This is a genomic window from Enterococcus sp. BWB1-3 (assembly GCF_016745275.1).
GTDB lineage: Bacteria > Bacillota > Bacilli > Lactobacillales > Enterococcaceae > Enterococcus_L.
Genome location: NZ_JADOEP010000016.1, coordinates 28,205 through 53,531 on the forward strand (window position 1 = coordinate 28,205; position 25,327 = coordinate 53,531).

The window sequence follows — 25,327 nt, forward strand, 5'->3', positions numbered from 1 at the left end:
GTTTGTCCCGACCTCTTCTCTTTTTACTTCAAAAAATACCTCAATACTGTCTTCATCTTTTCCGGATCACTTTTTCTTGGATCTGATAAGTAAATTTCCTTATGCGCCATTGTTCGTCGAACTAATCCATTTTCTTCACAGTATTTCTTCATCACATCAAATGTCATATGCTCATCATCGTACGGTCCTATATGGAGCATTTGGAGACTCCTGCCGTCAGTCAGCTCTTCAAACAATATTTTACTGTTACTGCTGTTGGGTTTCTTTTGACTTACTTTGTCAATATTTGCTAAAGCAATTTCTTTTGTAACAAATTCAGGCTGTCGGATCATCAGTTTATAGATCAAATCAGCTTTTTCAAAACTGCCGTCCGGTCGAATATCCTCTACCTCCAAAGTCCAGATTCCTTCCAAAGGATAGACAGTATATTCAAAAAATCCATCAGGAACAGGTCCGTTTTTATGCATCATCCGAATCCCATAGGACATTCCATAAAGTACTGCTGTATCTTCTGCAAACTGCTCCTTGTTCGGATCTCCTTTGCCTGAAATTGTATAGAACTTTTGCGCTGGTATATTCAGTTCCATTGGTTGCTTCTTGGGCAAATACTGTTCCTTTTCCTTTTTTCGCCATTCATATTTCATTACCAATTCCCCCGTCCCTGTTTCTTTAATTACTCAATCAATTCCTTGCATAAGCTCAGTATAAACCATGACGTTGAGGAGAGAGTCAACAGATTTATCACTAAAAATTCGATAACTTAAAAGTTTCCGGACAAAACAGTTATTGCTAAAAATCCTTCCAGCCATTACTCTTTATCTGGATCGCGCCTTCTCAAGAAACCGTTTAATACCGGAAGCAACCAAAATAATAACAATACTTCAATAACAATACTATATCCATAGATTAAAGATACCCGTAGTGTCTTCTTTGATTAAAATCGTCTGATCCAAAGCTGCATCACTACCGTACTGTTCCGCTCTGATCAACAGAACATGTTTGCTTTCAGTCCAAACATCACTTTCTTAATATATAACCAGATTTACTGCGAAAGAAATAAAAACTATTTTTCTATTCTTCTAAAACAATGAACCAAATGGTCATCTACCAGCCCCATAGCCTGCATAAATGCATAGATAGTTGTTGTGCCTAAAAACTTAAACCCTCTTCTTTTTAGATCCTTGCTGATTTGATCTGACAGTTCTGTGGAAGCCGGCACCTCTTTCACAGACGACCAGTGATTTACAAGCGGCTTATAGTCAACAAACGCCCAAATATACTGATCAAAGCTCCCAAATTCTTTTTGAATCTCCATAAATTGTACAGCATTGGTAACAGCTGCTGCAACTTTCAGTTTATTCCGGATAATACCTGGATTCTGCAAAAGCTTCTCTTTTTTATCCTCTGTATACTCAGCAATTTTTTTATAGTCAAACTGATCATAAGCTTCAGTTAATGTTTCTCTTTTCTTTAGAATTGTTGACCAGCTGAGACCTGCCTGCATACTTTCCAAAAGCAAATATTCAAATAACTTCTGATCGTCATGAACAGGCTGTCCCCACTCTTCATCATGGTAAACCTTATCCAGTTCATTGCTGTTAGCCCAGTCACATCTTACTCGTTCCATCTTTTTACCCCTCATAATATATTTTAATCAGCATACCACAAGAACGAATGTTCGTAAACTGCATATTAGACCTAAATCCATTACTGCTGAAGCCTCTTATCTTTAGAGTCAAACATGAAAAATTGAGCGCTTTGTCGCAAGTTAGTCGCATTCCAAGGCAGATGTTCAGTAATACTGAGTCCGACAATCTCTTTCTCATCAGAAATACCTCCAAAGATTTGACCAATGCTCTTAAAAGAAAACTCCCCTATGCCAGAATCAAAGCTTTTCAAAAGCGGTTCTCCGGGATAAATAGACCGAAAGCTTTCTGGCAATAATACATCTAAATCAAAATAGATTGCTTCGTACCTACAGAAACTGTTCCAAATTGCAGCAGCAATAGGCTAAGTATTTTTCTCCTATCAACTGCTCCTTTTCTTTTACTTGATATTTTTAACTTAAATCATCTGTCTGTTTCATCGAATTCTTCTGGAAGCCCATCTTTTCATTGTATAAATAAATGATAGTCCTGACAATAAACTAATCCGCCTTATTTCCTGAAATCCTTTAACTAAATCTGCATCTAAAAAAACAGAGTCAAGTGAAGCTCTGCTTCAGCAAAGAGCCCTCGAATCTGTCAGTCCGTTAATTCTTCTATTTATAGATCGCCCAGTAATTCATGGCATCTGTTTCCAGCTGTTCAGGAGTATAGGCCATTCTCGAATGCCCTTTTTCTTCGTTGTCGTTCGGATCATTCAGCCAGAATTTACCATCTGAATAACCAGTTAAAACCATGATATGACCCGTTTGAGTAAATGCCCCTGGCTTTACAGAAATAATAACCGGATGGCCTTGTATCAGCTGCTCTTCCACTGCACTCAGACTCGGCAAGTTCTCATAGGCATATCCTTTTACTGCAGCAAACTCTGCAAAAATTCCCCAGCTTGTTCCCTGTCCTTCAATAAAATAATCATTTTTAGACCAGTCAAGAATTTCCTGAGGCAGAACTTCCGCATTGTCCAGATAGGACGCAACCATTGCCAGTGAAACAATCGCACAGCCATTTTTTTCCAGCGTATTATTTTCTCCCGTACCGTAAGGAATTGTCTTCCAGTAATCCTCTGTCTGCAATAACAGTGGAACATTTATCCGTCCATTAAATTTATCCTGCTGAATCTCCTGAGTTACCTGCTCTGCATAACTCAATTGTACTTCTTCTGTTTCAGAAGTTACAATTTTCCCAACATTCTCTGACGTTTTATTTGTAGAATCTTCTCCTAATACAGCCTCTTTTTCCTTTTTAAATAAATTGGAAAAACCAGCTTCCATAGGTGCTATTTTCCCTAATAGTGCTCCTCCTAAAGCAGCGGCTGCCAACAATCCAATAATCCATTTCTTCAGTTTCAGTCTCTGCTTTTGTGCCAATACTATCACTCTTTCTTTTCTTCAATACCAGTTCCATTTACAACAATACTAATTAATTATATACTCTAATCTTACTCAAACAAATAAAAAAAGCAACCTCATTTTGATTAAAAATGGGAACATATCTTCTTGAATTTTGACTAAAAATTAGGTAGAATGATAATAACTACGATAAATAATGATTATTCGGATTGTCTTAATATTGAAGGGGGTAGAAAATTGGATAACGATCATAAATCAACGATGAAAAGTATTTCCAGACTGATCACACAATCTTCCCATAGTTTCTTCTCTGCCTTTTTAGATGACAGTAAGGTTAAAAATGAAAAATCAAAAGCGCGGGAAGAAATTTTAAAAGAATTGCAGTTAGCCGCAGCACAGAAGAGTCTTGTTGTCTTGCAAATCAAAGAAAGCCCGACAGATCAAAAATTTGAAGCTGCCTCCGGTTGGATTGTTTCTAAAAATATTACTGACTCCATTATGCTTCGTTCTCAGGAGGACACTCAGCAAATTCGCATGATTCCTGTTGACCATATTAAACGAATCAGCAGATTGGGAATATCCGATAAACGCCAAATAAAATAAATTATTATAACTATCAAAGCCGAATATCTCGCTGTTTTACAGCAGGATATTCGGCTTTTTTGATTTATTTATTTTTGGCTGAATTGTTGATATAATGAGCCATTTTTGGAATAAACAGCTTCGGTGCCACTTTGACTATAATAACTAAAACTACACTGACCAGTACTGTATTTGCAATGGCACTGCCTCCATTAAACAGCAATGAATACCAGTATGGGCTCATCCCTTCCGGAGCATAGACTCCCCAAACAAAGACCCCCGCCCAGTAGTGCCAAAACCAGCGGGAGACGACTGCAGTTAAGCTCCCAATTAAAATATAACTGACCGCCTTATTCGACTGACTGTCAGATATTGCTTTTTGAATTTTGGAAGAAAACAAGCCGCCCATTCCCCCAAAAGCAAACGCAAATGGGTACTCAAAAATAATCTGCGGAACCGAAATGAAGTTTTTCATGGCAGAGCCCAGAACAATACTGAGCAGCCCCCAGATGAACCCAGCTGTAATCCCCGGCAAAGCCCCTCTACGATACGAATAAAGCACCAGAGGAATCATCCCCAGAGATAAATCAAATGCTGCATTGGCTGATTCCAGCGGAATAAAAGATAAAGCCATTGCCATAGCAGCAATCACAGTCCCTTCAATCCAAACTCGTAAATCCATTTTTTTTGACATAAAAAATCCTCCTTGTTTTAGAACAAACCAATCAACAAAGGAGGAGTAATTATCTATCTACTCCATCACAACTTCCTACGCACGTACTAACGCAACAGGTTCAAGGGTTTAGAGTAATCTCATTCTCAGCTACGAAGCTCCCCTATGTGATGGTGTTCTATTAAATTTTGATGTCCTTACAAGACAGGCTTAGTTTAGCACAAAGAAAATAGGTTGTAAATAACTCTGTTTTCTGTTCTCCCGATTTCATCTGTGATAGACTAAACTATAGAAAGAAAAGAGCGAACCCTTCCAATAAACAGCACAGTCGCAATGATTGAATGGTTCACTATAAATAAGGAGTAGAATCAATGGATTTAAAACTTCATGATACGGTAGATTACTCCGTCATAAAATTTCCGGCTGACCACCTGATACCAAAAGAATTCAGTCAGCTGACCGGCTTCAAAAGCATCACCTATACTGCCGATGAGTGCTCAGTCATTGTTCCAACCAATTCAATAGATACCAGACGAGCCATTGCTGCTGACTCAAACTGGTTTATCATTCAGATTGTCGGTGAACTTGACTTTACTTTGATCGGCATCCTGACGCAGCTGGCAAATCCTCTGGCTGAAAATGGCATCTCTATCTTTACCTTGTCTACATACAATACAGATTATCTGTTAATTAAAAATGCAGACAAAGAGAACACGTTGACTGTATTAAAACAAGCCGGGCATTTTTTTATCTAAATTCATTTTACACATTACCTTGCCAATTCAGCAAAAATATTACCCTATGAAATTTTTGCCATAATCAAAAAAATGTAAGCTTGGTGAGTGAACGGCTGAAAAGGAGTAAACTATGACACATTTAGCTGAAAACATGATGGATGGACTGATTCCTTTTTTTGAAGTCTTTGTGCTTTGCCTGAATATTCTGTCCATTATTGTATTGATCTGGGGCGTGGCACTAGCAGCAGCAGATTTTTTCAAGAGTGAGTTTCAAAAGCAGGATCGTCTGATGATTACAACAAACAACAATTTAATCAAGAATTTTTTAGGCAGCTATATTCTGCTAAGTCTGGAAATTTTAATTGCTGCAGATATTATTGAGTCTATTATCAAGCCTACATTCCAGGATCTTTTCAAACTGGCTTCCCTTGTTGTCATCCGTACGGTCATTTCCTATTTCCTGCATAAAGAAATAGAAGATGCCATAAAAGATGATCAAATAAAAAAAGATGAGACAGGCTGATAATATGCCTCTTCTCATCTTTTTATGCATGCTTCGGCAGCTGTATATTGAAGCTTTCTTCATTATTCTCAAAATGCCATGTACGCTTCCCTGAATTATAGATCAGTGAGGCAATCAGCGGATCTTCCTTATATACCAAATTTTTGGTCTTCCACAATGAATCTTCTATCATATAAATCGGAATTCGATAGTCTTTCCCTTTTTGCTCAATATCTTCAAAACAAAAAACAATTCCTTCTTGAAGGATAGACTTCATCTCTTTTAACAGATCGCTGCTCATTTTGTCTATGGAAACTCCTCTGCGGAAAAAGCTTTTCTTATCATTCACCTTTTCCAACACAGCAGCACTGATTTTATTAGCCAGAATCCGATAAAATTCATCAATATAGCGATAATACACTCGAGTCATTTGATCTGCATATTCAAAAAAAACAAAATTATTCTGCAATTTATAAAAGAATGGAGAATGTAAACTCGTTTTTGTATGACCAAAATACAGTAATTCTGAAATCTCCAAAGGTGTCAGTTCTTTCAACATAGCGACATCTGTGAAATCCATCCATTTGACTTCACCATTATTTCTTCTGCGGTTGGCACTGGAAAAAAACTGTTCCACACCCGCTTCTTCTCTGATAATTTTCAATCCGCTATGCCGTTCATACTCGCCGTCTTCTTCATAAGGGTTCAGCAAAAGGAGATTCTTCGGCTTATGTACGACTGAACTGACAAAATCATGATGTGTAATCCCTTTTGACAAAACAGCATTACTTGTAACATCCACATGTACATAAATTAAATCCAGCATTTACCAATCTCACCCCTTCACAGATTTCTACTTATTTCATTTTACATGATTTGGCATGAAAATGCTTATTTCTTTTTGTTTAAAATTCAATGACAAAATTAATATAATCAGACATATTTGCCTTCATTTGCGATTATACCAATTTCTGCTGATTTTCATTTTAAGCACCTTTTTTATTAAAGTTTTGATTAAAAATCTATAGTTTCCAAATAAAGCATGCTATACTAAGACATGTCTGAAGAGTTTGTCCTTAAATAGTTTCATTATTATTACATAAACAAATACATTATTTCCCATTTCCAATCCAAATTATACTTAACAATGCTGCATCTGTCATTCAGCTAGTTTACTTGTATTGGCGGAACCGACAGATAGCCCTGCATAACTTTCAGATATTCACCAGAAAAAACAGGAGAGTGACTTATGAGTTCAAAAAAAGGGCGGGGTTCAAGACCCCAAAAACGAAAAAAGAAGAAAACAAACTGGCTAATCAATATTTTATTGTTCCTGCTTCTTGTAGTGGGGCTGGCCTTAATTTTTAATACACAAATCAGAAACTTCATCATTCAGTTAAATGGAAAAGCCTACAATGTCGAAAGCTTTACTAAAGATGATGTAGCCTCAAACATGCAGGCCAATACTTCTTTTGACTTTGATGCTGTTGAATCCATCAGTACAGAAGCAGTAATTAAAGCACAGTTTGAAAATAAAAACCTGCCAGTTATCGGCGGGATTGCTATTCCCAGCGTGGAGATTAACTTGCCTATTTTTAAAGGATTGGGTAATGTGGAGCTTTTAACCGGCGCAGGAACAATGAAGCCGGATCAGGTAATGGGCGGAAAAAACAATTATGCTCTAGCCAGTCACAGAACTTTGGATGGTGTATCGCTTTTTTCTCCACTGGAGTTTGTGGAAATCGGCCAACTAATCTATACAACGGATTTGACAAATATTTACACTTATAAAATTAATTTCAAAGAAAAAGTCGCTCCAAATCGGATCGAACTAATTGATGATGTAGACGACAGAAAAATGATTACACTGATCACATGCGGTGATATTCAGGCAATCACTCGGATCGCTGTGCAGGGAGATCTCGAATCAATAACGCCGATTGATGAAGCATCAGATGAAATGCTGAATGCTTTCCAAATGGAACAGCGCACCGCTTAAAGCCTGAAATAAACTGAATAAAAAAGGGGAGAACTCATTAGTCCGATATAGACAGTTGATTCTCCCCTTTTTAATATATTTCTTAATGACTGTTTTTCTGCCTGCTTCGAATTCGCTGAAGGCTGTATCGAAGACCTGAAAGTAGGAATACAATCGGATACAACATGATACTCACACCCAGCCATTCTGCTGAAAAAATCCCTGTAAACGGCAAGTGATAGGTTACAGCATACACTAACGGCAGACTGATAACTGCGATCAAATAGTAAAGTGTCAGTTCAAATACAATTGATTGATATGACTGCATATTCTATCCCTCCATTTCTTACGATTTTATCTTCTAAAACTGTTTCTCCTGCGAACCTACTCTTCTATTATACAGGCTCCTCTTTCGAAATCCATCCTTCTTAGGTCTGAATTATCTAAGGGAAAAGTCTGAAATTCACTTATTGCGGTTGTTTTTAATCAGATTCAGCCAAGCATCGGTTCCACTATCAATCATTTTGTAGGTCATCTGGAAATCTCCAGTATAGTAAGGGTCTGGTACTTCTTCTGTTTCCTGCCCTTCAACAACAGACATAAATAAATGCAGTTCTCCATCCCAGTTAGTCGGTGCCATTCTTCGTAAATCTTCCAGATTATTCTCATCCATTCCGATAATATAGCCATAATTGTAAAAATCTTCTGGCTGTATCTTAGTTGAACGAATGCCGTCAAACGTGATGCCATTCTGTTTTAGCAGTTTTTGTGTGCCTATATGAGGTCGATTCCCTGCTTCCCAGCTGCTCGTTGCAGCCGATGCTGTCAGCAGTTCTTTTTCAAGTCCGATTTCTTGTATTTTATTTCTCATTACTGCCTCCGCCATTGGAGATCGGCAGATGTTGCCCAGACAGACAAAAAGTATTTTTTCCATAAGTAGTCTCCTGTTTTTCATTTAAGTATGCCAGATTATTTATCTGTTTGCATGCATTATGCAACTTTTTTTCTGAGTGTTGATAATCAAATAGCAGACTGCAGCTGTCAGCATACCTATCTCTCCAGCAATCAGATACACTTGATGCTTCCCATAATAACTGCTGCTCAGCTCTTCTTCAGTCTTAATTACTCAGCCTGCTTCTTTTCCTCTGTCAAATTTCCTGCCAAATAGAATCCGCCGAACGTACTGGCTGATAGTATTCCGATATTCTTCTTTTTCACAAAAATCACTCTGATTCATTTTACTGAATTTTACATACACTGATTGTGCAAAAAAGTCTCATACCAGCTGCTCAGAATTGTCGTCTTTTTAGACAGTCCTGCCCATTTGTCAGGAAAAATCATTCACTTCTTTCTGATACAGACGGTAAGAGAAAAATTCAATATCTTTGGCCAGACGAAACAATTGTGTAGCAATAGTTAAAGGGGGTTCTTTATAACCTTCCAGAATCCAGTTTGACAATACTCCGCTGCAGCCATAGGATAAAAAGCGCGCATAGAACTGCTTGTCTTCTTTTGAAAGCTCTCCCTCTGTATCCATTTGTTCAAACAGACTAATAAACAGTTTTTTTGTGATTTCTGAAAAATCCGTCATCATCACCTCTGAATATGAACTGACTGTATTATAATAGAAATCCTTATTCGACTGAATAGCTTTGAGCATTTTCAATAACTGCTCTTCCCAGTTATCTATATTGACATCTTTTGTATCCAGGTAAATAAAGGCTTCTTCCTGATAAATCCAACGCAGCAAATCATATTTATCTGTGAAATGATAGTAAAAAGTTTGTCGATTCAGCCCTGCCTGCTTCGTAATATCCTGAACACTTATTTTACTGAATAATTTTGTTTCGCACAGCTCAATTAAGCTACAAGCAATTGCCTTTTTTGTGACCAGTGATTCGCTCATCTGTTTTTCCTCCCGATTCTGCCATTCTCCATGTATTTTTATTCTAGCAAACACCGTTCAAATAGCAAGTCGCTCACTATCACATAACTTATTAATTAATAACTTAACTCTTCTTTTTTGGACAGAAAAAAAATCACTTTAGCTAGAAGTGACCTCTTTTCTCTATTATTTAACCAAATCCATTAAGAAAAATTCATTCATTACTCTAAACCTTTTCTTATTGATGATCAACCCATTACTTCCAGTCATCGATAAGAAAAGTAGTGTCACACACCACAATCAATCATTTCAAGGTCCAAAGCACATAAGCATTCAGTTTTATCCAACCTGCTCAATACCTCAGAATTTTTTGTTTCTTAATATAGGATAAAGTATAGTAAATCATTTCATTTTCCAACAGGACACAAATGTCCTAATGCATAAATTTTCTCCTTCTGCTGAAAAATTATTTCTTAATTAAAAAAGATACGTTAATAGAAAAATGATTATTGGAAAACACTGCTGAACTGATTTCCGATGGTCCTACTCAAATTGACTGCAGAAAAAAAGACACTTTAGCTAGAAGTGACTTCCTTTCTCTATTATTTAACCAGACCCAATTAAGAACAATGTTTACACTGCCCTAAACCCTTTTCTTATCGGTGATTAGTTCAGAACGGCTATCCACCGATAAGAAAAGAGGTGTCTGAAACACCCTTGTAATCTATCATCTCCAAAGTACCACATCACACAATTTCTGAAATCTCCACTTTATCGATCATGTTGCTATTTAAAGAAATTTTTTTCTTTTCCCATTGTTTTAAAACAACAATTTTGAATAACTCATCGTTTAAAGTGACTTTCAAGAGCTTTTCATTTTCTTCCTCATTAAAGATGATAAGATTTTGAACAGTAACTTGCTCAGTTTCTATAGAATATCCCACTTTGCTCAAATCTTATCCCCCTAATCTTTAGTCTACCCACCAATTACTTAATAACATAAAAAATCTCAACACAGTTCAGTTCCTCCTTATCTAATTTTCTTTGTCGTTTCTTATGCGTTTAGTATAGGTAATTGTCGGCTTTCCCAACAGGACACACATGTCCTGTTGAACAAAAAAAAGACTAAAAATAAATTCAGCCTTAGGTATCTTTATACATTCAATTTTTATTAATATTCACAATTGCCAAATCATCTTCCAACTCCTGAAGGATTTTCTCTCCCAGCATTGGATCATCAAACAGTCTGGCACATTGAGCCCCATCTTTGTATTTCTGTTCAGCTAGTTCACGATCTCCTAAAAAATATAAATAGTACTTACCTTCTACCATATCAATAATAGGTTTTTTCTGAAAATCTTGACTAGTCTGCATGATAATTTTAGAAACTTTTACTACATCAATTAATTTAGAATATTTTTCATACTTGATTATTATAGATGCTGCCGTTACCAAGATTCTGTTTAGTAACGACAATTCAACATCTACTGAATAGTCTACTTGTTCCATTACCCTGTCTAATAAAAAGAAAAATGTCTTTTCATCATAGTGCTTGTAATAAATACATTGAAAATACAACTTAATAATTAGTAAGTCATTGATTGAGTATTCTTTCTTTTGGAGAATCTGAGAAAAGTAATCACTGAGAAGTCCTTCACCAAAATCTGCATTCTCAGTTAAATGAACATCCATAGAAGCTTGCTGTACATCAATTGCCAGCTGCTCTTCTTCCGGAAGATTTTCATAATATTCTTCATAGATTTCTTCAAAGTAATTTTCCTTTTTAGCAACTCGATCATCTTCTCTGTAAGTAGGAAGCTTATATAATCCAAATTTCAATTGTAAATATCTTTTAGGTAGTTCAATATGTTCTTCATCAATCAAATGATGAATCGGGATTAATAGACGTTGAGCGATAAATGTTATTTTGGGTAAGGTTGGAAGTGATTGGCCAGCCTCAATTCTAGTCAACTGACGAACAGTCAGTTCCAATTCATCATCACAGAATGCTTCTCTGGTAAGCCCATTCTTTTCTCTAAGTAATCGAATCTTCTTACCCAGTTCAATTTTTACGTCCACGGTAATCCCTCCTTACCTCACTTATATTGTATATCGAATCAAAAATAATAATCAATACTAAATCGCAAACCCGTCATTATTGATTGCTTTTTTGACACATAAAACAAACAGAATGGTAATAAAAAAGATCAAATTACGATAGTTATTTTTGATGGTTTTTCTTTGCTGATTTGACTTCTAAAACTTATTATTTACTGCAGTACTGCTTTTTTACTCCTGAGTATAATCCGGATAATTGAAATGTTCATACGCCCGCGCAGTAGCAATTCTTCCTCGGGGAGTTCGCTTAATAAATCCCTTTTGAATAAGATAAGGTTCATACATATCCGCCACCGTCTCAGTCTCCTCGCCGATGTTGACAGATAATGTGCTTAAACCAACAGGACCACCGCCATACAGCTCGATTAGCGTACGCAACAGCTTCTGATCCACATAGTCCAATCCCTGAGTATCTACTTGAAGCAGCGTCAAGGCTTGATCTGCGATTGACTGGTTAATGATTCCATCTGACTGAACCTGAGCAAAGTCGCGCACCCGTTTTAGCAGACGGTTGGCAATTCTCGGCGTACCTCGTGAACGTCGTGCAATTTCAAAAGCTCCTTCTTCCACAATTTCAGTCAGAAAAATATCTGCCGAACGAATAATAATTTCCTTTAAATCATTTTCTTCATAATATTCCATATGAGAAACAATACCAAAGCGATCTCTCAAAGGTGCAGAAAGCAGTCCAGCCCTTGTTGTCGCTCCAATGAGTGTGAAAGGAGGTAGGGGAAAATGAACAGGGTGTGCGGTAGTACCCTGTCCAACCATAATATCCACAAAAAAATCTTCCATTGCAGAATACAGCATTTCTTCCACAACACGAGGCAGCCGATGAATCTCATCAATAAACAAAACGTCCCCTGGTTCCAGCTCATTCAAAATAGCTACCAGATCACCCGGGCGTTCGATCGCCGGTCCGCTTGTCGTCCGAATATTCACAGACATTTCGTTAGCAATAACCATTGCCATCGTCGTTTTACCAAGTCCAGGAGGCCCATATAAAAGAGTATGATCCAAAGACTCTTCTCTTTTTTTAGCTGCATTGATATATATTTGCAGCTCCTGTTTTACTTTATGCTGACCAATAAATTGCTGGAGCAATCTGGGACGCAGAGAAACTTCCAGATTATTCTCTTCTTCACTGCTTTCCGCTGAAAGAAGTCGTTCCTCTTCATTCATTCGCCTGTCCTCCTCTATCGCTTCATCATCAATTTCAACGCATTTCTCAGATATTCATCTGTCTGACCCTGTTCCAGTTCCTCCAGTTTAGGAGTGATACGTTTGATCTCTTTTTCACTGTAGCCAAGCGCACCAAGAGCCTCCAATGCTTCTTCCAACGGCTGATTACCGCTTCCGGCAAAGGCTGATGTTGCCATCGCTTCTACTGCCGCCTCCGACCGTTCAAGGTCCCCCAGCTTACCTTTCAAATCCAGTATCATTTGTTGAGCAGTCTTCTTCCCAACCCCCGGAAATTTTGTCAGGTACGCTGCATCATCACTTTCGATCGCGTTAATTAATCCGCCATGATCTTCCGATGCCATAATCGCAAGCCCGCTTTTTGGTCCGATCCCCGAAACACTAATCAGCTTCAAAAACAGCTGCTTTTCCTCTAAATCTGCAAAGCCATAAAGGGTATGTGCATCCTCTCGAATAACTTGATGAAGATAAATTTTTACTGGTTCTTCCTTGCCAGAATACCGATAAGGATTTCCCACAGAAATCTGATAGCCGATCCCGTTTGTTTCCACAACAATGTAGTAGGGACTGACATATGTAACAGTTCCGCTAATATATTCGTACATGTTTTCACCTTTTCTAATTGATTGGAATTGCCTTTAGTTTATCATAAAGTGAGCAAAATCAGTAGTTTTCTTATGCTAAAGGCAGGGAAACACTTATATTGACTCTTCTTTTGATGTATCTCACTCTTTTATTTAATAATAATCATATCATAATAAAAATCTTTAAATAATTAAGGGAACAAAGCTGGTCAGTTGCTTAAACTGAACGTACTTTGACTATACCATATCTCAAAAAAATAAGGTTTCTTCTTAAAAAATACTTTCCTGTTGACCATTGCATTTTAATCATTCATTACGCAAACTGTAAAACAGATCATCCGACCTGCTTAAAAAGCGAACCCTGCTGATCAAAACATACATTGTTTTAAATAAAAAAAGCCGTTGGGATTTGGTATTAAACCCCAGCGGCTTTTGAGAATGTTCGTTCTTTGGTTATTTCTTATTCTTCGATATATGTCCACTTGTAGTCATATTGTGCACCGGCTGCGTGAGCGACCACACCTTTGACTTTCGCACTGCGCATATGTGCTTCTGCCTTTTGATAAAGTGGAATCACACCCATGTGATCCATCAGAACTTTTTCAGCATCAACCATATCATCCCAACGCGCTTCAGTATCTGCTGCATGCGTCACACTGGCAGCTTCAATCAGCTTGTCATATTCTTTATTAGAGTAATGTCCTCTGTTGTAAGAATTACCTGTTACGAACAGATCCAAGAAACTACTTGGGTCTGCATAGTCAGCACCCCAGCCGCCCATGATTGCTTCAAATTCGCCATTGTTCCCTCTGTCCAAACGAACAGAGAAGGGGACAGGCGTAACTGTTACATTCAAGCCGTCCAATGTATCATTTAAAGCACCTTGAATGTATTCAGTTAATTTCTTCGTAGAGTCAGTATCGTCATGCACAATATCCATATCAAGTGTTTCAATACCTAATTCTTTTTTCGCTTTTTCCCAGTACTCTTTGGCTTTATCTGCATCATGAGTAAGAACATTTTCATTTTCCTCTGCAAAGTCTTTATTGTCAGATGGTGAGAATGACAATTCTGCCGGTACCAGACCTTTAGAAATTACTGAGCCATCACCTAGAATTTTATTCACTAAAGCATCTCTGTCAATAGCATAAGAAATTGCTTTACGCAGATTTTCATTATGATAAGGAGAGTCTGCATCACGCTGATTCAGCTCCATATAAGTTGTGCGTCCGTCCTTTTGACTGACAAACTCTGGGTCATTGGACATTTGCTGTGCAAGCTCGCCATTCAAAATAACGTCATCTGCCTGACCGTCCTGAAACAGATTCAATGAAGTCGGTGCTTCTTTTACAACATCCACATTGATTTTATCCAATTGAACAGTATCTTTATCCCAATATTCTTCATTTTTTGTATAAGACCAATTTGTATCTGTTCCCGGTCCGTCAAAATCAGTCAAGGTAAACGGTCCGTTGTAAACTGCTTTATCACTGTCTGATGCATATTCTTTACCAAACTCTTCAACCACAGATTGCCTTTGCGGGAAAAATGATGGGAAGGCCAGCAGATAATCAAAATAAGCTGTTGGTTTTTCCAATGTAATTTCCAATTCATAATCGCTGGTTGCCTTAATTCCTAACTCATCCAGCTCTTTTTCTCCGGCACTGATCGCCGCTCCATTTTTTACTACTTCAAACAGATATGCGTATTCTGAAGCTGTTTCAGGATTTACTGTTCTTTGCCAAGCAAAAACATAATCTGCTGCAACAACTGGCTCACCGTCTGACCATTTTGCATCTTCACGCAAATTTAACGTATAAGTTAAATTATCATCACTAATTTCTGCAAATTCCACTGCTCCTGCCGGCTGTGGTTTGCTGTTTTCATCTAAGCGATATAGCCCTTCATAAACATTGTTCAATGCAGAAAAACTAATCGTATCCGTTGCTGCAGATAAATCTGCGCTTGGCATTTCCTGCTGTACAACGACTCTAAACAGCTGTTCTCCGGAAGCAGATCCTGAACTGGAACTTCCTCCGCTTGTATCTGTTCCCCCGCTATTTGAACCACAGGCCGCTAAAACCAGTGTAGATAAAAGAAGAATGCTTGTTATTTTCTTTGCGCTGCTTTTTTTCATCGTTTTCTCCCCAATGCACCATATTTTTATTACCAATTTATAATTTTTAGAATATTCATATAATACTAAAAAAGGGAAGCCAAAGCAATCTTTTTAGCCCAATTTATGGATGAAAACTGAGAAAAGACACGTGATCATCCTAAAATGAACAAACGTGTCTTTTCTATTTGGAATATATATGATATACATACTTTTCTAAATGAATTGTCAAACGAACAAATCCTTATATTCCCCATATCCTTCTTTTTCCAGATCTTCTACAGGGATAAATTTCATAGCTGCTGAATTAATACAGTAGCGCAAACCGCCTTTGTCCAATGGTCCATCAGTAAATACATGACCTAAATGAGAATCAGCCTCTGTACTCCTCACTTCCACCCGATGCATTTCATGTGAAAAATCGGCATTCTCTTTTACGCCTCTCTTTTTTATCGGTTGAGTAAACGCAGGCCACCCGCACCCGGCATCGTATTTATCTTTGGAGCTGAATAGAGGTTCACCGCTGACTACATCCACATAAATTCCTTCTTTGTAGAAATCATCATATTCACCGCTGAACGGACGTTCAGTCGCATTTTCCTGTGTCACTGCATACTGCATATCAGTCAGTTTCTCTCTAAGTTCGTCTTTAGATGGTTTCATACAGATTGCTCCTCTCTTTGTTTTTATAGTATCACTCCTGCCTTGATTGAAAAAATAAGAAGGCTTATAAAATGAATTTCCTAATGTCATATATAAACACAGGAAGTGCAACTTCTTTTTCACTTAACTGTTTTGACCTACTCACTTCCAAACTTTATTGAAAGCTGCTGCAAGATAAACCATTCTTTCTCAGAGACCTGTTCAATTTTTACTGAATAAATAATGGTAAGAAGTTATTACATCCTAAGGAACCTTCTGTAAAAGCTCAATCATGGATAGATATCAGCTTGGACAATTCCAGCTTTCATTCTTTACGATAATTAAACTCTGTTTCCAGCAGTCTAGCCAGACCCGCAATCGGCAGTCCCATGATTGAATAGTAATCTCCTTTTATTTCTTTGACAAACAATGCTCCCTGCTCCTGAATTCCGTACGCTCCTGCTTTATCCTTATATTCATCTACATCCAGGTAACGATTAATTTCTTCATCTGATAAATCATAAAACACCACTTCCGCAGGTACAAGAAGTGAAGAAACATGGTTGTCTGCCATGATAAAGACAGAAGTGTAAACAAGATGCTTTCTGCCGCTCAGCTTTCTCAATACTTGGAACCCATGCTCCCGAGAGACTGGTTTTCCAATAATTTCATCATCAATGGTCACAATTGTATCGCAGCCGATAACCAGCGTTTCCGGATTCTCTTGAGTAATATACCGAGCTTTTTTTTCTGCCATTGTTTCCACATATTGAACGGGTGTCATCCCTTTTGGTACTTCTTCATTGATATCAGCAGCCAGCACAGTGAACTCATCTACAATTCGCTTAAGCAGTTCCTGTCTGCGCGGAGACTGGGAAGCTAAAATAATCTTCATGTATTTCCTTCTTTCCAGATCAGTGCGGATCTTGAATTCGTTTAAACATTTTTTCCATATCTGAATTAGTAAAGTGGATTAACACCGGACGTCCGTGAGGGCAGTTGAAGGGATTGGCACACTCCGCCAAATCCTCCAATAAAATCCGAGCCTGCTGATCGTTTAGATAATGATTAGCTTTAATTGAACGTTTGCAGCTCATCATAATAGCAGTAGCCTCACGGAATTTTTTTACACTGACCTGACCGGTAATCAGAAGCATATCGATCATTTCACGAATAATCACTTCCTCTTCTCCACCTGGGTACCAGGTAGGATGCGCTCTGACAATAAAACTGTTTTGTCCAAATTCTTCCAGAAAAATCCCGACACTCTCCAGTTTTTCCTTTTGCTCACTAATCTTAATTGCATCACTGTTGGGATAATCCAACACAATAGGCACCAAAAGTTCCTGAAGATCATCAGATACTTCCCCGATTTTTTCCCGAAAGTATTCGTATTTAATTCGTTCCTGAGCAGCGTGCTGATCAACGATATACAGCCCTTCTTTGCTCTGCGCAAAGAGGTAGGTTCCATGCATCTGTCCAAAATACTCCAGCTCGGGAAAACGCTCCGTCTTCTTCTCCTGCTCAAGCCGTTCAACAGTTCGATTCAGCTCTTTTAGATTCTCTTTGCTGGACATCTCAAAATCAGGGTGATTTCGAGCCTCCTCTTCAAGAGCAGAAAAATCTATTACAGGCTCTTGTGACAGCTCATTTGAAGATTCGGCTGGCAGTGCTGTTTCATGCTGCTCACGTTCAAGAAATTCTCCTCCTGCAGGTTGATTAGTTGAATAATCAGCTTGTTTTTCTTCAATGATTGATTCTGGCTGTTCACAGCGCATAGGCTTTTGCTCTTGATAGGAATTATTTGAATCTGACGGTGCTGCCTGACTCGTCTCTTCGCTTTTGCCCTCTACAAAAAAACGACCTTCTACAGAATCATATTGCAGGCTTCCAGGTTTGCGAACAGCTTCAGGTGTTGTCTTCACATCAGCTGTTTCTTCCACCAAAGGGATTTCCATTTGTTCGACTCGCTCCTGCTGCTCTGCTTTTTTCTTAAAATTAAGATTTGCAGCAGCATTTGGAATCAGCTGTTCCTGACTCAGTGCTTCTCCTATTGCTTCACTAATCAATGCCATTAATTCTTTCTCTTTACTCAATCGAACTTCCTGCTTTGTCGGATGAACATTTACATCTACCAGAAGCGGGTCCATGGTTACTTCCAAAACAGCGATCGGAAAGCGGCCGACCATCAGCTTTGAGCCATAGCCATTAATAATTGCCTTATTCAGCATAAAATTTTTGATATAGCGGCCATTAATAATCGTTGAAAGGTAATTCCTGCCGGCTCTTGTAACTTCCGGCAGTGAAATATAGCCATTTACTTCAAAGTCCAAGTCTTTCCCCTGAATTTTCAGCATTTTTTTAGCTGTACCGATTCCGTAAATTCCGGCAATCGTTTGTTTTAGATCTCCTGTTCCAGCAGTACTCATCATTTTGTTGCCGTCATGAACCACGCGAAATGCGATATCAGGATGGCTTAATGCCAGACGATTGACAATGTCACCGACCGTAGCTAATTCTGTCTGGATAGTTTTTACATATTTCAATCGGGCAGGTGTATTGAAAAAGAGGTTTTCCACTGTAATCTTTGTCCCTTTGCGTAAGGCTCCCGGACGATGCTCTTCCAGTTTACCACCAACAAATTTGGCGAAGCTTCCCTCTTCTTCCTCACTGACTGCTGTTTCAATTGTCAGCTCGGAAACAGAGGCAATACTCGGCAGGGCTTCCCCTCGAAACCCAAGGCTTCGAATCCTAAACAGATCATCTCTTGTGTGAATCTTACTTGTTGCATGGCGTTTAAACGCATTTATCACGTCATCTTTTGCAATACCATCACCGTTATCAATCACCTGGATAGTCTTCAGTCCAGCTTCTTCAATAAAAATATCAATCTGTGTGCTGCCGGCATCTATAGCATTTTCAACCAGCTCTTTCACAACCGAAGCAGGACGTTCCACCACTTCACCAGCAGCAATTTGATTGGCCAGTTGTTCCGATAGCTCTTTGATTTTTCCCATTTGTTGTGTTGCCTCCTTTTTGTGGAGATTTAAATTCTTTTCTGTAAATCATAGAGAATGTTTAATGCATCCATTGGTGTCATTTCCAACAAATTCATTCTCTTCAAGGTATCAATAACACTCAATTCATCCGTGGACACTTCCTTAAACAAGGAGAGCTGTTCTGTTTCTTCATCTACTGCAGAAATCTTGGCTTCCGTAGGACTACCGGCTTCCTGAGATTCAAGTGCAGAAAGAATTGTTGCAGCTCTTTCCAAGAGGTCAATTGGCAATCCGGCAATTTTTGCCACGTGAATTCCATAGCTTTTGTCTGCCGGCCCCTCCATCATTTTATGGAGAAAAACGACTTCTCCATTTTTTTCCACTGCTCCTACATGAATATTTTTTAAACTGTCCAGAGAATCATCCAGCGCAGTTAACTCATGGTAATGAGTCGAAAAAAGTGTCTTAGCTTTTACTTTTTTATGAATATACTCAATAATCGCCTGTGCCAGGGCCATTCCATCATAGGTTGCTGTTCCTCGTCCCAATTCATCAAATAGAATCAGGCTGTCTGGTGTTGCATGGCGTAACGCTTGATTTGCTTCCATCATTTCTACCATAAACGTACTTTGTCCGGCAATCAAATCATCCGATGCACCGATACGAGTGAAAATCTGATCAAAGATCGGCAGCTCCGCAGATTCAGCAGGAATAAAGCAGCCGATTTGTGCCATAACCACAGTTAACGCAAGCTGACGCATATACGTGCTTTTACCGGACATATTCGGACCAGTAATCAGCAGAATCAGGTCTTCAGAATTCATCTGAATGCTGTTTGGAATGTATTCCTGATGTCCCAACACCTTTTCAACAACGGGATGGCGGCCGTCTTTAATATTCAGTTTTCCATTTCCTGATTTCAATATCGGACGGATATACTGATAACGCTCGCTGACTGCAGCAAAAGCTTGAAGAACATCTACTGTACTGAGAGATTTTGCCAAACGCTGCAGCCGATCAATACTGCCTTTTACCTTCTCCCGCACTTCCAGAAACAGCTGATACTCTAAATCAACTGACTTCTCTTCTGCTTCCAAAATCAGTTTTTCCATTTCCTTTAATTCCGGAGTGATAAAGCGTTCTGCATTTGCCAATGTCTGTTTCCGCTCATATTTTCCCTCTTCCAGATTGCCTAGATTGGCTCTGGTTACTTCAATGTAATATCCAAATACTCGGTTAAAGCCGACTTTCAGCGTTTTAATTCCAGTCTCTTTGCGCTCTTTGGCTTCCAGTTCAGCCAGCCATTGTTTACCGTGCTTCATTGCATCACGATATTCATCTAGTTTTTCATTGTAACCGTCTTTGATCACATTTCCTTCGGTAATCTGCAACGGTGCTTCTTCCATGATTGATGTATCAATCAGTTCAACAAGATCCTCCACCGGATTCAGCTCCACTAAAAGATCGTTCCACTCGCCCTGATTAATGCCGACAATCAGCTCTCGAATCATCGGTACCTGTTCCAATGATGTTTTCAGCTGAATCAGATCCCGTCCGTTGATACTCCCAAACGCCACTCGTCCGGCTAAACGCTCAAGATCATAGACTTTTGTCAATGCAGCCTGAAGATCTATCCGTTCAAAATAAGCAGTCAGTAAGGCCTGAACCATTTCCTGACGTTTAACAATCTGCTTTTCCTGAATCAGCGGACGATCCAGCCATTGCTTCAGCAAACGACCGCCCATCGCTGTTTTCGTCTCATCCAGCAGCCATAAAAGAGTACCCTGTTTTTTCCCTGACCGAATCGAGCGGGTCAGCTCTAAATTGAATTTTGAGTAATAATCCATTTTCAAGAAATGATTTGGCTGATACTCAACCGCCTGCTGAATATGCGACAGACTGCGTTTCTGAGTAATAGCCAGATAAGTCAGCAGCTTTAATGTAACATTAATTTCCAACGGTTCAGACAACGTACTGGTCAAAAAGCTGAACTCTGCATTCTCCTGACTTTCCAACTGTTCGGAAAAAATGATTGTTAAACGCTCCCTCAAAGCATGCGCAAGTGAATCAGGAATTTCACTTCCCAGCACAATCTCTTTTGTCTGCAAGGCCGCTGCTTCATTAATCACCTGTTCTTCATCGGTTAGCGTTGCACTTTTTAATTCGCCTGTTGACAGGTCCACATAAGCCAGACCATATTTCCCGCCTTCAGAAACAATTGCAGTCAAGTAGTTGTTATCTTTTGCTTCCAGCCCTTTACTTTCCATTACAGTTCCCGGTGTAACCAGCTGTACGACTTCTCGCTTCACCATTCCCTTGGTTGTTTTAGGATCTTCTACCTGTTCACAGATTGCTACTTTATAACCCATTTCCACCAGTGTATCAATATAGCCTTGCGCCGCATGATGAGGGACCCCGCACATTGGTATTGGATCATCTGCATTCCGGTTTCTGCTTGTCAGAGTCAGTTCCAGCAGTTGAGTAGCTTTTTCTGCATCTTCATAAAACATCTCATAGAAATCTCCAAGACGGTAAAAAAGAAAGGCATCCGGATATTGCCCTTTAATCGTCAGATATTGGTCCATCATTGGTGTATTTTTTGTTTTTTGCGGCAATGTATTTATCCTTCTTTCTCTAATTGATCATTTATCCCACGCTGAATCATTGCTGTGATGTGCTGTAGAAGATCATTCGCTTCTTTCAGCTGTTCTCTGTAGGCAACTACCAGCGGATGTTCATCGAACTGAGCAGTTAGTTCATCCGCACGCTTCAATGCTTCCTGCTCTGCAACGGGCTTGCCATAATGGGCAAACTGAACTGCATCTTTCTGTGCTCGTTTAATTTCTTCCACCAGCTGAGCCAGTTTTTCATTGTTTTTCACTCTCTGTTCAATCCGTTTATATTGTTGAATTGTTTCATTCTGTTCAAGCAGCTCCAGTAATTTTTCCAGTTCTGCATCTATGTTTTCGTCTCCAATGGAGTAGTCCATATTATCCACCTTTATCAATTTGACTTTATCAAAATATGTATGTTTATTTTAACACATTCTGTTCTTTTGCCAAAATCTGTTTTCTATATAAAAGGACAGCTTATCTATTTTTCTCTAGTTTCATTATAATGACTCATCCAGTTTTTTTGTGCAAAAAAACTTCAGTACTCTAATTATTGATCTCAAATCAAATGGTTTGCTTATAAAAAGTTTTGCTATTGACGTTCGCTCTATTCTAAAGCAGTTTTGAAAGAAAAAGATTTGAAAGAAAAAGAGCGGGAATATATCTTCCCCCGCCCTTGTTTTCTACTCTCTGAATGGACGATCTTCGCTGACCTGAATCAGCTGTATGTCCTTAGCCAAACCTGTCTGATCATCCAGCTCAATAAAGCAGGCGGATAAAATACTCCGACCTTTATCAATTACCTCAAACCGTTGAGGCAATGCCGTCAAAAATTTTTCAAGTATATTGTCCCGCTTCATTCCTAAAATTCCATCATATGGGCCTGTCATGCCGACATCACTCAAATAAGCTGTTCCTTTTGGTAAAATGCGCGCATCATTTGTCTGGACATGAGTATGCGTTCCGATTACAGCACTGACTCTTCCGTCTAAAAACCAGCCCATTGCCTGCTTTTCACTGGTTGTTTCACCATGGAAATCCACAAAAATCAGAGGCGTTCGTTTTTGAGCTTCCTCAATCAGCTGTTCTGCTTTTCTAAATGGATCATCCAAATCAACCATAAACGAACGGGCTTGTAAATTAATAACAGCAAGTTCAATCTGGTTTACTTTCACATAGACAATCCCCTGACCAGGGGTTCCTTCTGGAAAATTTGCAGGGCGAATCATTTTCTTGGCATCATTGATAAATTCAAAGATGTCACGATTATCCCAGCTGTGATTGCCTAACGTAACAACATCCACGCCATCCTGTAAAAATTTTTTATATATTTTGCCGGTGATTCCTCTGCCTGCAGCAGCATTTTCTCCATTAGCGATCGTTACTTGAGGCTGATATTTCTTTTTTAATTTAGGAAGAACTTCTGTAAGCGTCTCTCTCCCAAGAGAACCTACAACATCTCCTATAAATAATATACGCAAACCCTTTACCTCTTCTCTTTTATTCTTACTGTCTTATTATAGAGGTTTTTTTTCAGAATGGAAAGTTTCTCTCTTTGAAACCTTTATATGCAGACTGGGAAAAGCTGTTGCTTCTAAACAAATTTGATATTTTCTATAAGTCAGCATTTAGAAACTGCTTCTACAAACCTTGCTGCAAACCAAACAGACCGGGATTTTGGTTTCCCGGTCTCACAGTTGCTTCTATATTCGATGAACTTATGACAGCTTTTGCTTGTCTCAAGTTGTCAGTCATACTTTTATCAGACTTTTCAGCGGAATGATGTACGTCCGATAATCAAATAAATTAGCGACAATCCATTTTAGAAAGAGAAGTGATTAATCGCAGAGAGACATTCCGCTCTGGGAAATACCTGAAACACTGTTTACTCGGCAGAGAGATGGAACATACTAATGTCACAGTCCTCTATTCTTCCATGTATGCCCATTTAAAGTCGTATTTTGCCCCAGTAGAGTGGTAATACAAATCTTTAATTTTAGGTGTACGTAAAAATACTTCTGCTTTTTGATAAATAGGGATAACACCCATATCATCCATAATTATTTTTTCTGCATTCAGATAATCTTGCCAGCGTGCTTCAGCAGTACTCAAATCTGTTGTTGCTGCTTTGTCAACCAGCTCATCATATTTTTTATTTGAATATTGTCCGCGGTTGTAAGAATTGTCTGTTACAAACAGATCCAGGAAGCTGCTTGGATCTGCATAATCTGCTCCCCAGCCGCTGACCGCAACGTCAAAATCACTTTTGCTCATACGATCCAGCCGAACAGAAAATGGTACTGGACTAACTGTGATGTTAATTCCCTCCAGCACCTCACCAAGAGAACCTTGCAGATATTCAGCCATTTTCTTACCACCATCTGAATCGTCTACCAGCAGGTCGATATCCAAAGAATCAATCTTCAATTCTTTTTTAGCTTTTGTCCAGTAGTCCTTTGCTTTCTTCTCATCATAAACGACACTGTTTCCAGCTTCTTTGGAAAAATCTTTGTTTGTATCTGGATTTGTTGTCAGACCTTTAGGTACAAGTCCTTCAGCAGCTGTTGAGCCATTGGCCAAAATTTGTGTAACGAGTGCATCACGATTAATTGCGTAAGATAATGCTTTACGCAAGTTTGCATTTTTATATGGTGAATCTGTATCGATTTGATTCAGCTCCAGATAAAAAGTAGATGCTCCTTCAAGTACTAGATAATCAGGATCTTCTTTCATCTGCATTGCCAGCTCTCCAGACAGCGGAACAGAATCAGCCTGTCCATCTTGATATAGATTCAAAGATGTTGGTGCTTCTTTTATTACATCTACAACGATTTTATCTAATTTCACTGTATCTTTGTCCCAATACATGTCATTTTTAGTATAAGACCAGTTTGTATCTGTTCCCGGTCCATCAAAATCAGTTAGTGTAAACGGCCCGTTATAAACAGCACTTTCACTATTTGTTGTGTAGTCTTTCCCATATTTTTCAACAATATCCTGACGTTGAGGCAGGAATGAAGGGAAAGCCAAGAGATAATCAAAATAAGGTGTTGCTTTTTCCAAAGTGATTTCCAGCTCATAATCGCTGACTGCCTTGATTCCCAGTTCTTTCTTATCCATTTCACCTGCACTAATTTTTTCTGCATTTTTCACAGGTGCAAACATATGCGCATATTCTGATCCTGTATCCGGATCAACAGTTCTTTGCCATCCATAAACATAATTTTCTGCTGTTACAGGTTCGCCGTCTGTCCAGACTGCATCTTCACGCAGTTTAATTCTATAAATCAATCCATCTTCACTGACTTCTGCTTCTTCTGTTGCGCCGGCAGGTTGAGGATGATTGTCTTTATCCAAACGATAAATACCCTCATAAACATTATTCAAAGCTACAAAACTAACTTCGTCCGTTGCAAGTGACGGATCTGCGCTTGGTATTTCCTGTCTTTCAACATAAGTGTAAACCTGTTCTCCAGTCGAAGCATTGTTGCCGCTTCCGGCAGCATCGCTGTCACTTGTATTATTTCCAGTAGTTGTACATGCTGCAAATGCAAACACTAAAGCTGCTGCAGCAAAACCCAAAACAGCTTTTTTCTTGAATCCCATAAAATACCTCCTCATTATTCAAAGCTACTCAGAATATATCAAATATACGCTGTCCTAGCAATGAAATACCCCTGTGTTTC

At 38.8% G+C, this 25,327-nt stretch carries 25 protein-coding genes; 4 read left to right on the forward strand and 21 right to left on the reverse strand.

Going from position 1 to position 25,327, the window contains the following annotated elements:
• Positions 1-23: 23 nt before the first annotated feature.
• From IW492_RS11575 to IW492_RS11590, 4 genes are all read right to left on the reverse strand, one after another.
• Positions 24-644 (reverse strand): GyrI-like domain-containing protein, encoded by a 621-nt coding sequence (locus IW492_RS11575; RefSeq protein WP_202067790.1) that lies wholly within the window; start codon positions 642-644, stop codon positions 24-26.
• A gap of 419 nt (positions 645-1,063) precedes the next feature.
• A complete protein-coding gene (locus tag IW492_RS11580) occupies positions 1,064-1,627 on the reverse strand; it encodes a DNA-3-methyladenine glycosylase I (RefSeq protein WP_202067791.1) in 564 nt (187 codons plus the stop codon).
• Between the two features lie 80 nt (positions 1,628-1,707).
• Positions 1,708-1,899 (reverse strand): hypothetical protein, encoded by a 192-nt coding sequence (locus IW492_RS11585; protein ID WP_202067792.1) that lies wholly within the window; start codon positions 1,897-1,899, stop codon positions 1,708-1,710.
• A gap of 361 nt (positions 1,900-2,260) precedes the next feature.
• The gene (locus IW492_RS11590; protein WP_202067793.1) at positions 2,261-3,031 is read right to left on the reverse strand and encodes a peptidase C39 family protein; all 771 of its coding nucleotides are present in this window, start codon (positions 3,029-3,031) and stop codon (positions 2,261-2,263) included.
• 219 nt (positions 3,032-3,250) lie between these two features.
• On the opposite strand from IW492_RS11590, the gene IW492_RS11595 reads away from it, so the two are divergent.
• Entirely contained in the window at positions 3,251-3,616 is a 366-nt protein-coding gene (locus tag IW492_RS11595; RefSeq protein ID WP_236671894.1) for a hypothetical protein, read from the forward strand.
• Between the two features lie 64 nt (positions 3,617-3,680).
• Here the strand turns inward: IW492_RS11595 and thiT are convergent, their stop codons facing one another.
• Complete coding sequence (thiT, locus tag IW492_RS11600) at positions 3,681-4,289, reverse strand: energy-coupled thiamine transporter ThiT (protein ID WP_202067794.1); 609 nt, start codon at positions 4,287-4,289, stop codon at positions 3,681-3,683.
• Between the two features lie 350 nt (positions 4,290-4,639).
• Between thiT and IW492_RS11605 the strand changes: the two genes are divergently transcribed.
• Positions 4,640-5,023: an ACT domain-containing protein gene (locus IW492_RS11605; protein ID WP_202067795.1), complete on the forward strand. Its 384-nt coding sequence runs from the start codon at positions 4,640-4,642 to the stop codon at positions 5,021-5,023.
• 112 nt (positions 5,024-5,135) lie between these two features.
• Positions 5,136-5,528 (forward strand): DUF1622 domain-containing protein, encoded by a 393-nt coding sequence (locus tag IW492_RS11610; RefSeq protein WP_229441447.1) that lies wholly within the window; start codon positions 5,136-5,138, stop codon positions 5,526-5,528.
• Between the two features lie 22 nt (positions 5,529-5,550).
• Here IW492_RS11610 and IW492_RS11615 read toward each other — a convergent pair whose 3' ends face one another.
• Positions 5,551-6,333, reverse strand: a complete 783-nt coding sequence (locus tag IW492_RS11615; RefSeq protein ID WP_202067796.1) for a hypothetical protein — start codon at positions 6,331-6,333, stop codon at positions 5,551-5,553.
• 423 nt (positions 6,334-6,756) lie between these two features.
• On the opposite strand from IW492_RS11615, the gene IW492_RS11620 reads away from it, so the two are divergent.
• Positions 6,757-7,506 carry a class A sortase gene (locus tag IW492_RS11620; protein WP_202067797.1) on the forward strand — a complete coding sequence of 250 codons (750 nt, stop codon included), beginning with the start codon at positions 6,757-6,759 and terminating at the stop codon, positions 7,504-7,506.
• Positions 7,507-7,588: 82 nt separating this feature from the next.
• On the opposite strand, the gene IW492_RS11625 is transcribed toward IW492_RS11620, so the two are convergent.
• The 15 genes from IW492_RS11625 to IW492_RS11695 all read right to left on the reverse strand — a co-directional run bounded on the left by IW492_RS11625 (position 7,589) and on the right by IW492_RS11695 (position 25,247).
• On the reverse strand, positions 7,589-7,813 hold the full coding sequence (locus tag IW492_RS11625; RefSeq protein ID WP_202067798.1) for a hypothetical protein: 225 nt from the start codon (positions 7,811-7,813) through the stop codon (positions 7,589-7,591).
• A gap of 135 nt (positions 7,814-7,948) precedes the next feature.
• Entirely contained in the window at positions 7,949-8,419 is a 471-nt protein-coding gene (locus IW492_RS11630; RefSeq protein ID WP_202067799.1) for a low molecular weight protein-tyrosine-phosphatase, read from the reverse strand.
• Positions 8,420-8,812: 393 nt separating this feature from the next.
• Positions 8,813-9,391 carry a TetR/AcrR family transcriptional regulator gene (locus IW492_RS11635; protein ID WP_202067800.1) on the reverse strand — a complete coding sequence of 193 codons (579 nt, stop codon included), beginning with the start codon at positions 9,389-9,391 and terminating at the stop codon, positions 8,813-8,815.
• A gap of 725 nt (positions 9,392-10,116) precedes the next feature.
• On the reverse strand, positions 10,117-10,323 hold the full coding sequence (locus tag IW492_RS11640) for a hypothetical protein (protein ID WP_202067801.1): 207 nt from the start codon (positions 10,321-10,323) through the stop codon (positions 10,117-10,119).
• Between the two features lie 208 nt (positions 10,324-10,531).
• Positions 10,532-11,449, reverse strand: a complete 918-nt coding sequence (locus IW492_RS11645; RefSeq protein ID WP_202067802.1) for a helix-turn-helix domain-containing protein — start codon at positions 11,447-11,449, stop codon at positions 10,532-10,534.
• 210 nt (positions 11,450-11,659) lie between these two features.
• Complete coding sequence (ruvB, locus tag IW492_RS11650) at positions 11,660-12,670, reverse strand: Holliday junction branch migration DNA helicase RuvB (RefSeq protein WP_202067803.1); 1,011 nt, start codon at positions 12,668-12,670, stop codon at positions 11,660-11,662.
• Between the two features lie 14 nt (positions 12,671-12,684).
• Complete coding sequence (ruvA, locus tag IW492_RS11655) at positions 12,685-13,293, reverse strand: Holliday junction branch migration protein RuvA (RefSeq protein WP_202067804.1); 609 nt, start codon at positions 13,291-13,293, stop codon at positions 12,685-12,687.
• Between the two features lie 439 nt (positions 13,294-13,732).
• Positions 13,733-15,409 (reverse strand): peptide ABC transporter substrate-binding protein, encoded by a 1,677-nt coding sequence (locus IW492_RS11660; RefSeq protein ID WP_202067805.1) that lies wholly within the window; start codon positions 15,407-15,409, stop codon positions 13,733-13,735.
• Positions 15,410-15,616: 207 nt separating this feature from the next.
• Complete coding sequence (msrB, locus tag IW492_RS11665; RefSeq protein WP_202067806.1) at positions 15,617-16,051, reverse strand: peptide-methionine (R)-S-oxide reductase MsrB; 435 nt, start codon at positions 16,049-16,051, stop codon at positions 15,617-15,619.
• Positions 16,052-16,355: 304 nt separating this feature from the next.
• On the reverse strand, positions 16,356-16,925 hold the full coding sequence (locus tag IW492_RS11670) for a Maf family protein (protein WP_202067807.1): 570 nt from the start codon (positions 16,923-16,925) through the stop codon (positions 16,356-16,358).
• A gap of 19 nt (positions 16,926-16,944) precedes the next feature.
• The gene (gene mutL / locus IW492_RS11675; protein WP_202067808.1) at positions 16,945-19,047 is read right to left on the reverse strand and encodes a DNA mismatch repair endonuclease MutL; all 2,103 of its coding nucleotides are present in this window, start codon (positions 19,045-19,047) and stop codon (positions 16,945-16,947) included.
• 29 nt (positions 19,048-19,076) lie between these two features.
• Positions 19,077-21,644 carry a DNA mismatch repair protein MutS gene (gene mutS, locus IW492_RS11680; RefSeq protein ID WP_202067809.1) on the reverse strand — a complete coding sequence of 856 codons (2,568 nt, stop codon included), beginning with the start codon at positions 21,642-21,644 and terminating at the stop codon, positions 19,077-19,079.
• A gap of 5 nt (positions 21,645-21,649) precedes the next feature.
• A complete protein-coding gene (locus IW492_RS11685; RefSeq protein ID WP_202067810.1) occupies positions 21,650-22,018 on the reverse strand; it encodes a YlbF family regulator in 369 nt (122 codons plus the stop codon).
• A 306-nt stretch (positions 22,019-22,324) separates the two neighbouring features.
• Complete coding sequence (locus IW492_RS11690; RefSeq protein WP_202067811.1) at positions 22,325-23,122, reverse strand: TIGR00282 family metallophosphoesterase; 798 nt, start codon at positions 23,120-23,122, stop codon at positions 22,325-22,327.
• Positions 23,123-23,567: 445 nt separating this feature from the next.
• Entirely contained in the window at positions 23,568-25,247 is a 1,680-nt protein-coding gene (locus IW492_RS11695) for a peptide ABC transporter substrate-binding protein (protein ID WP_202067812.1), read from the reverse strand.
• Positions 25,248-25,327 lie beyond the last annotated feature (80 nt).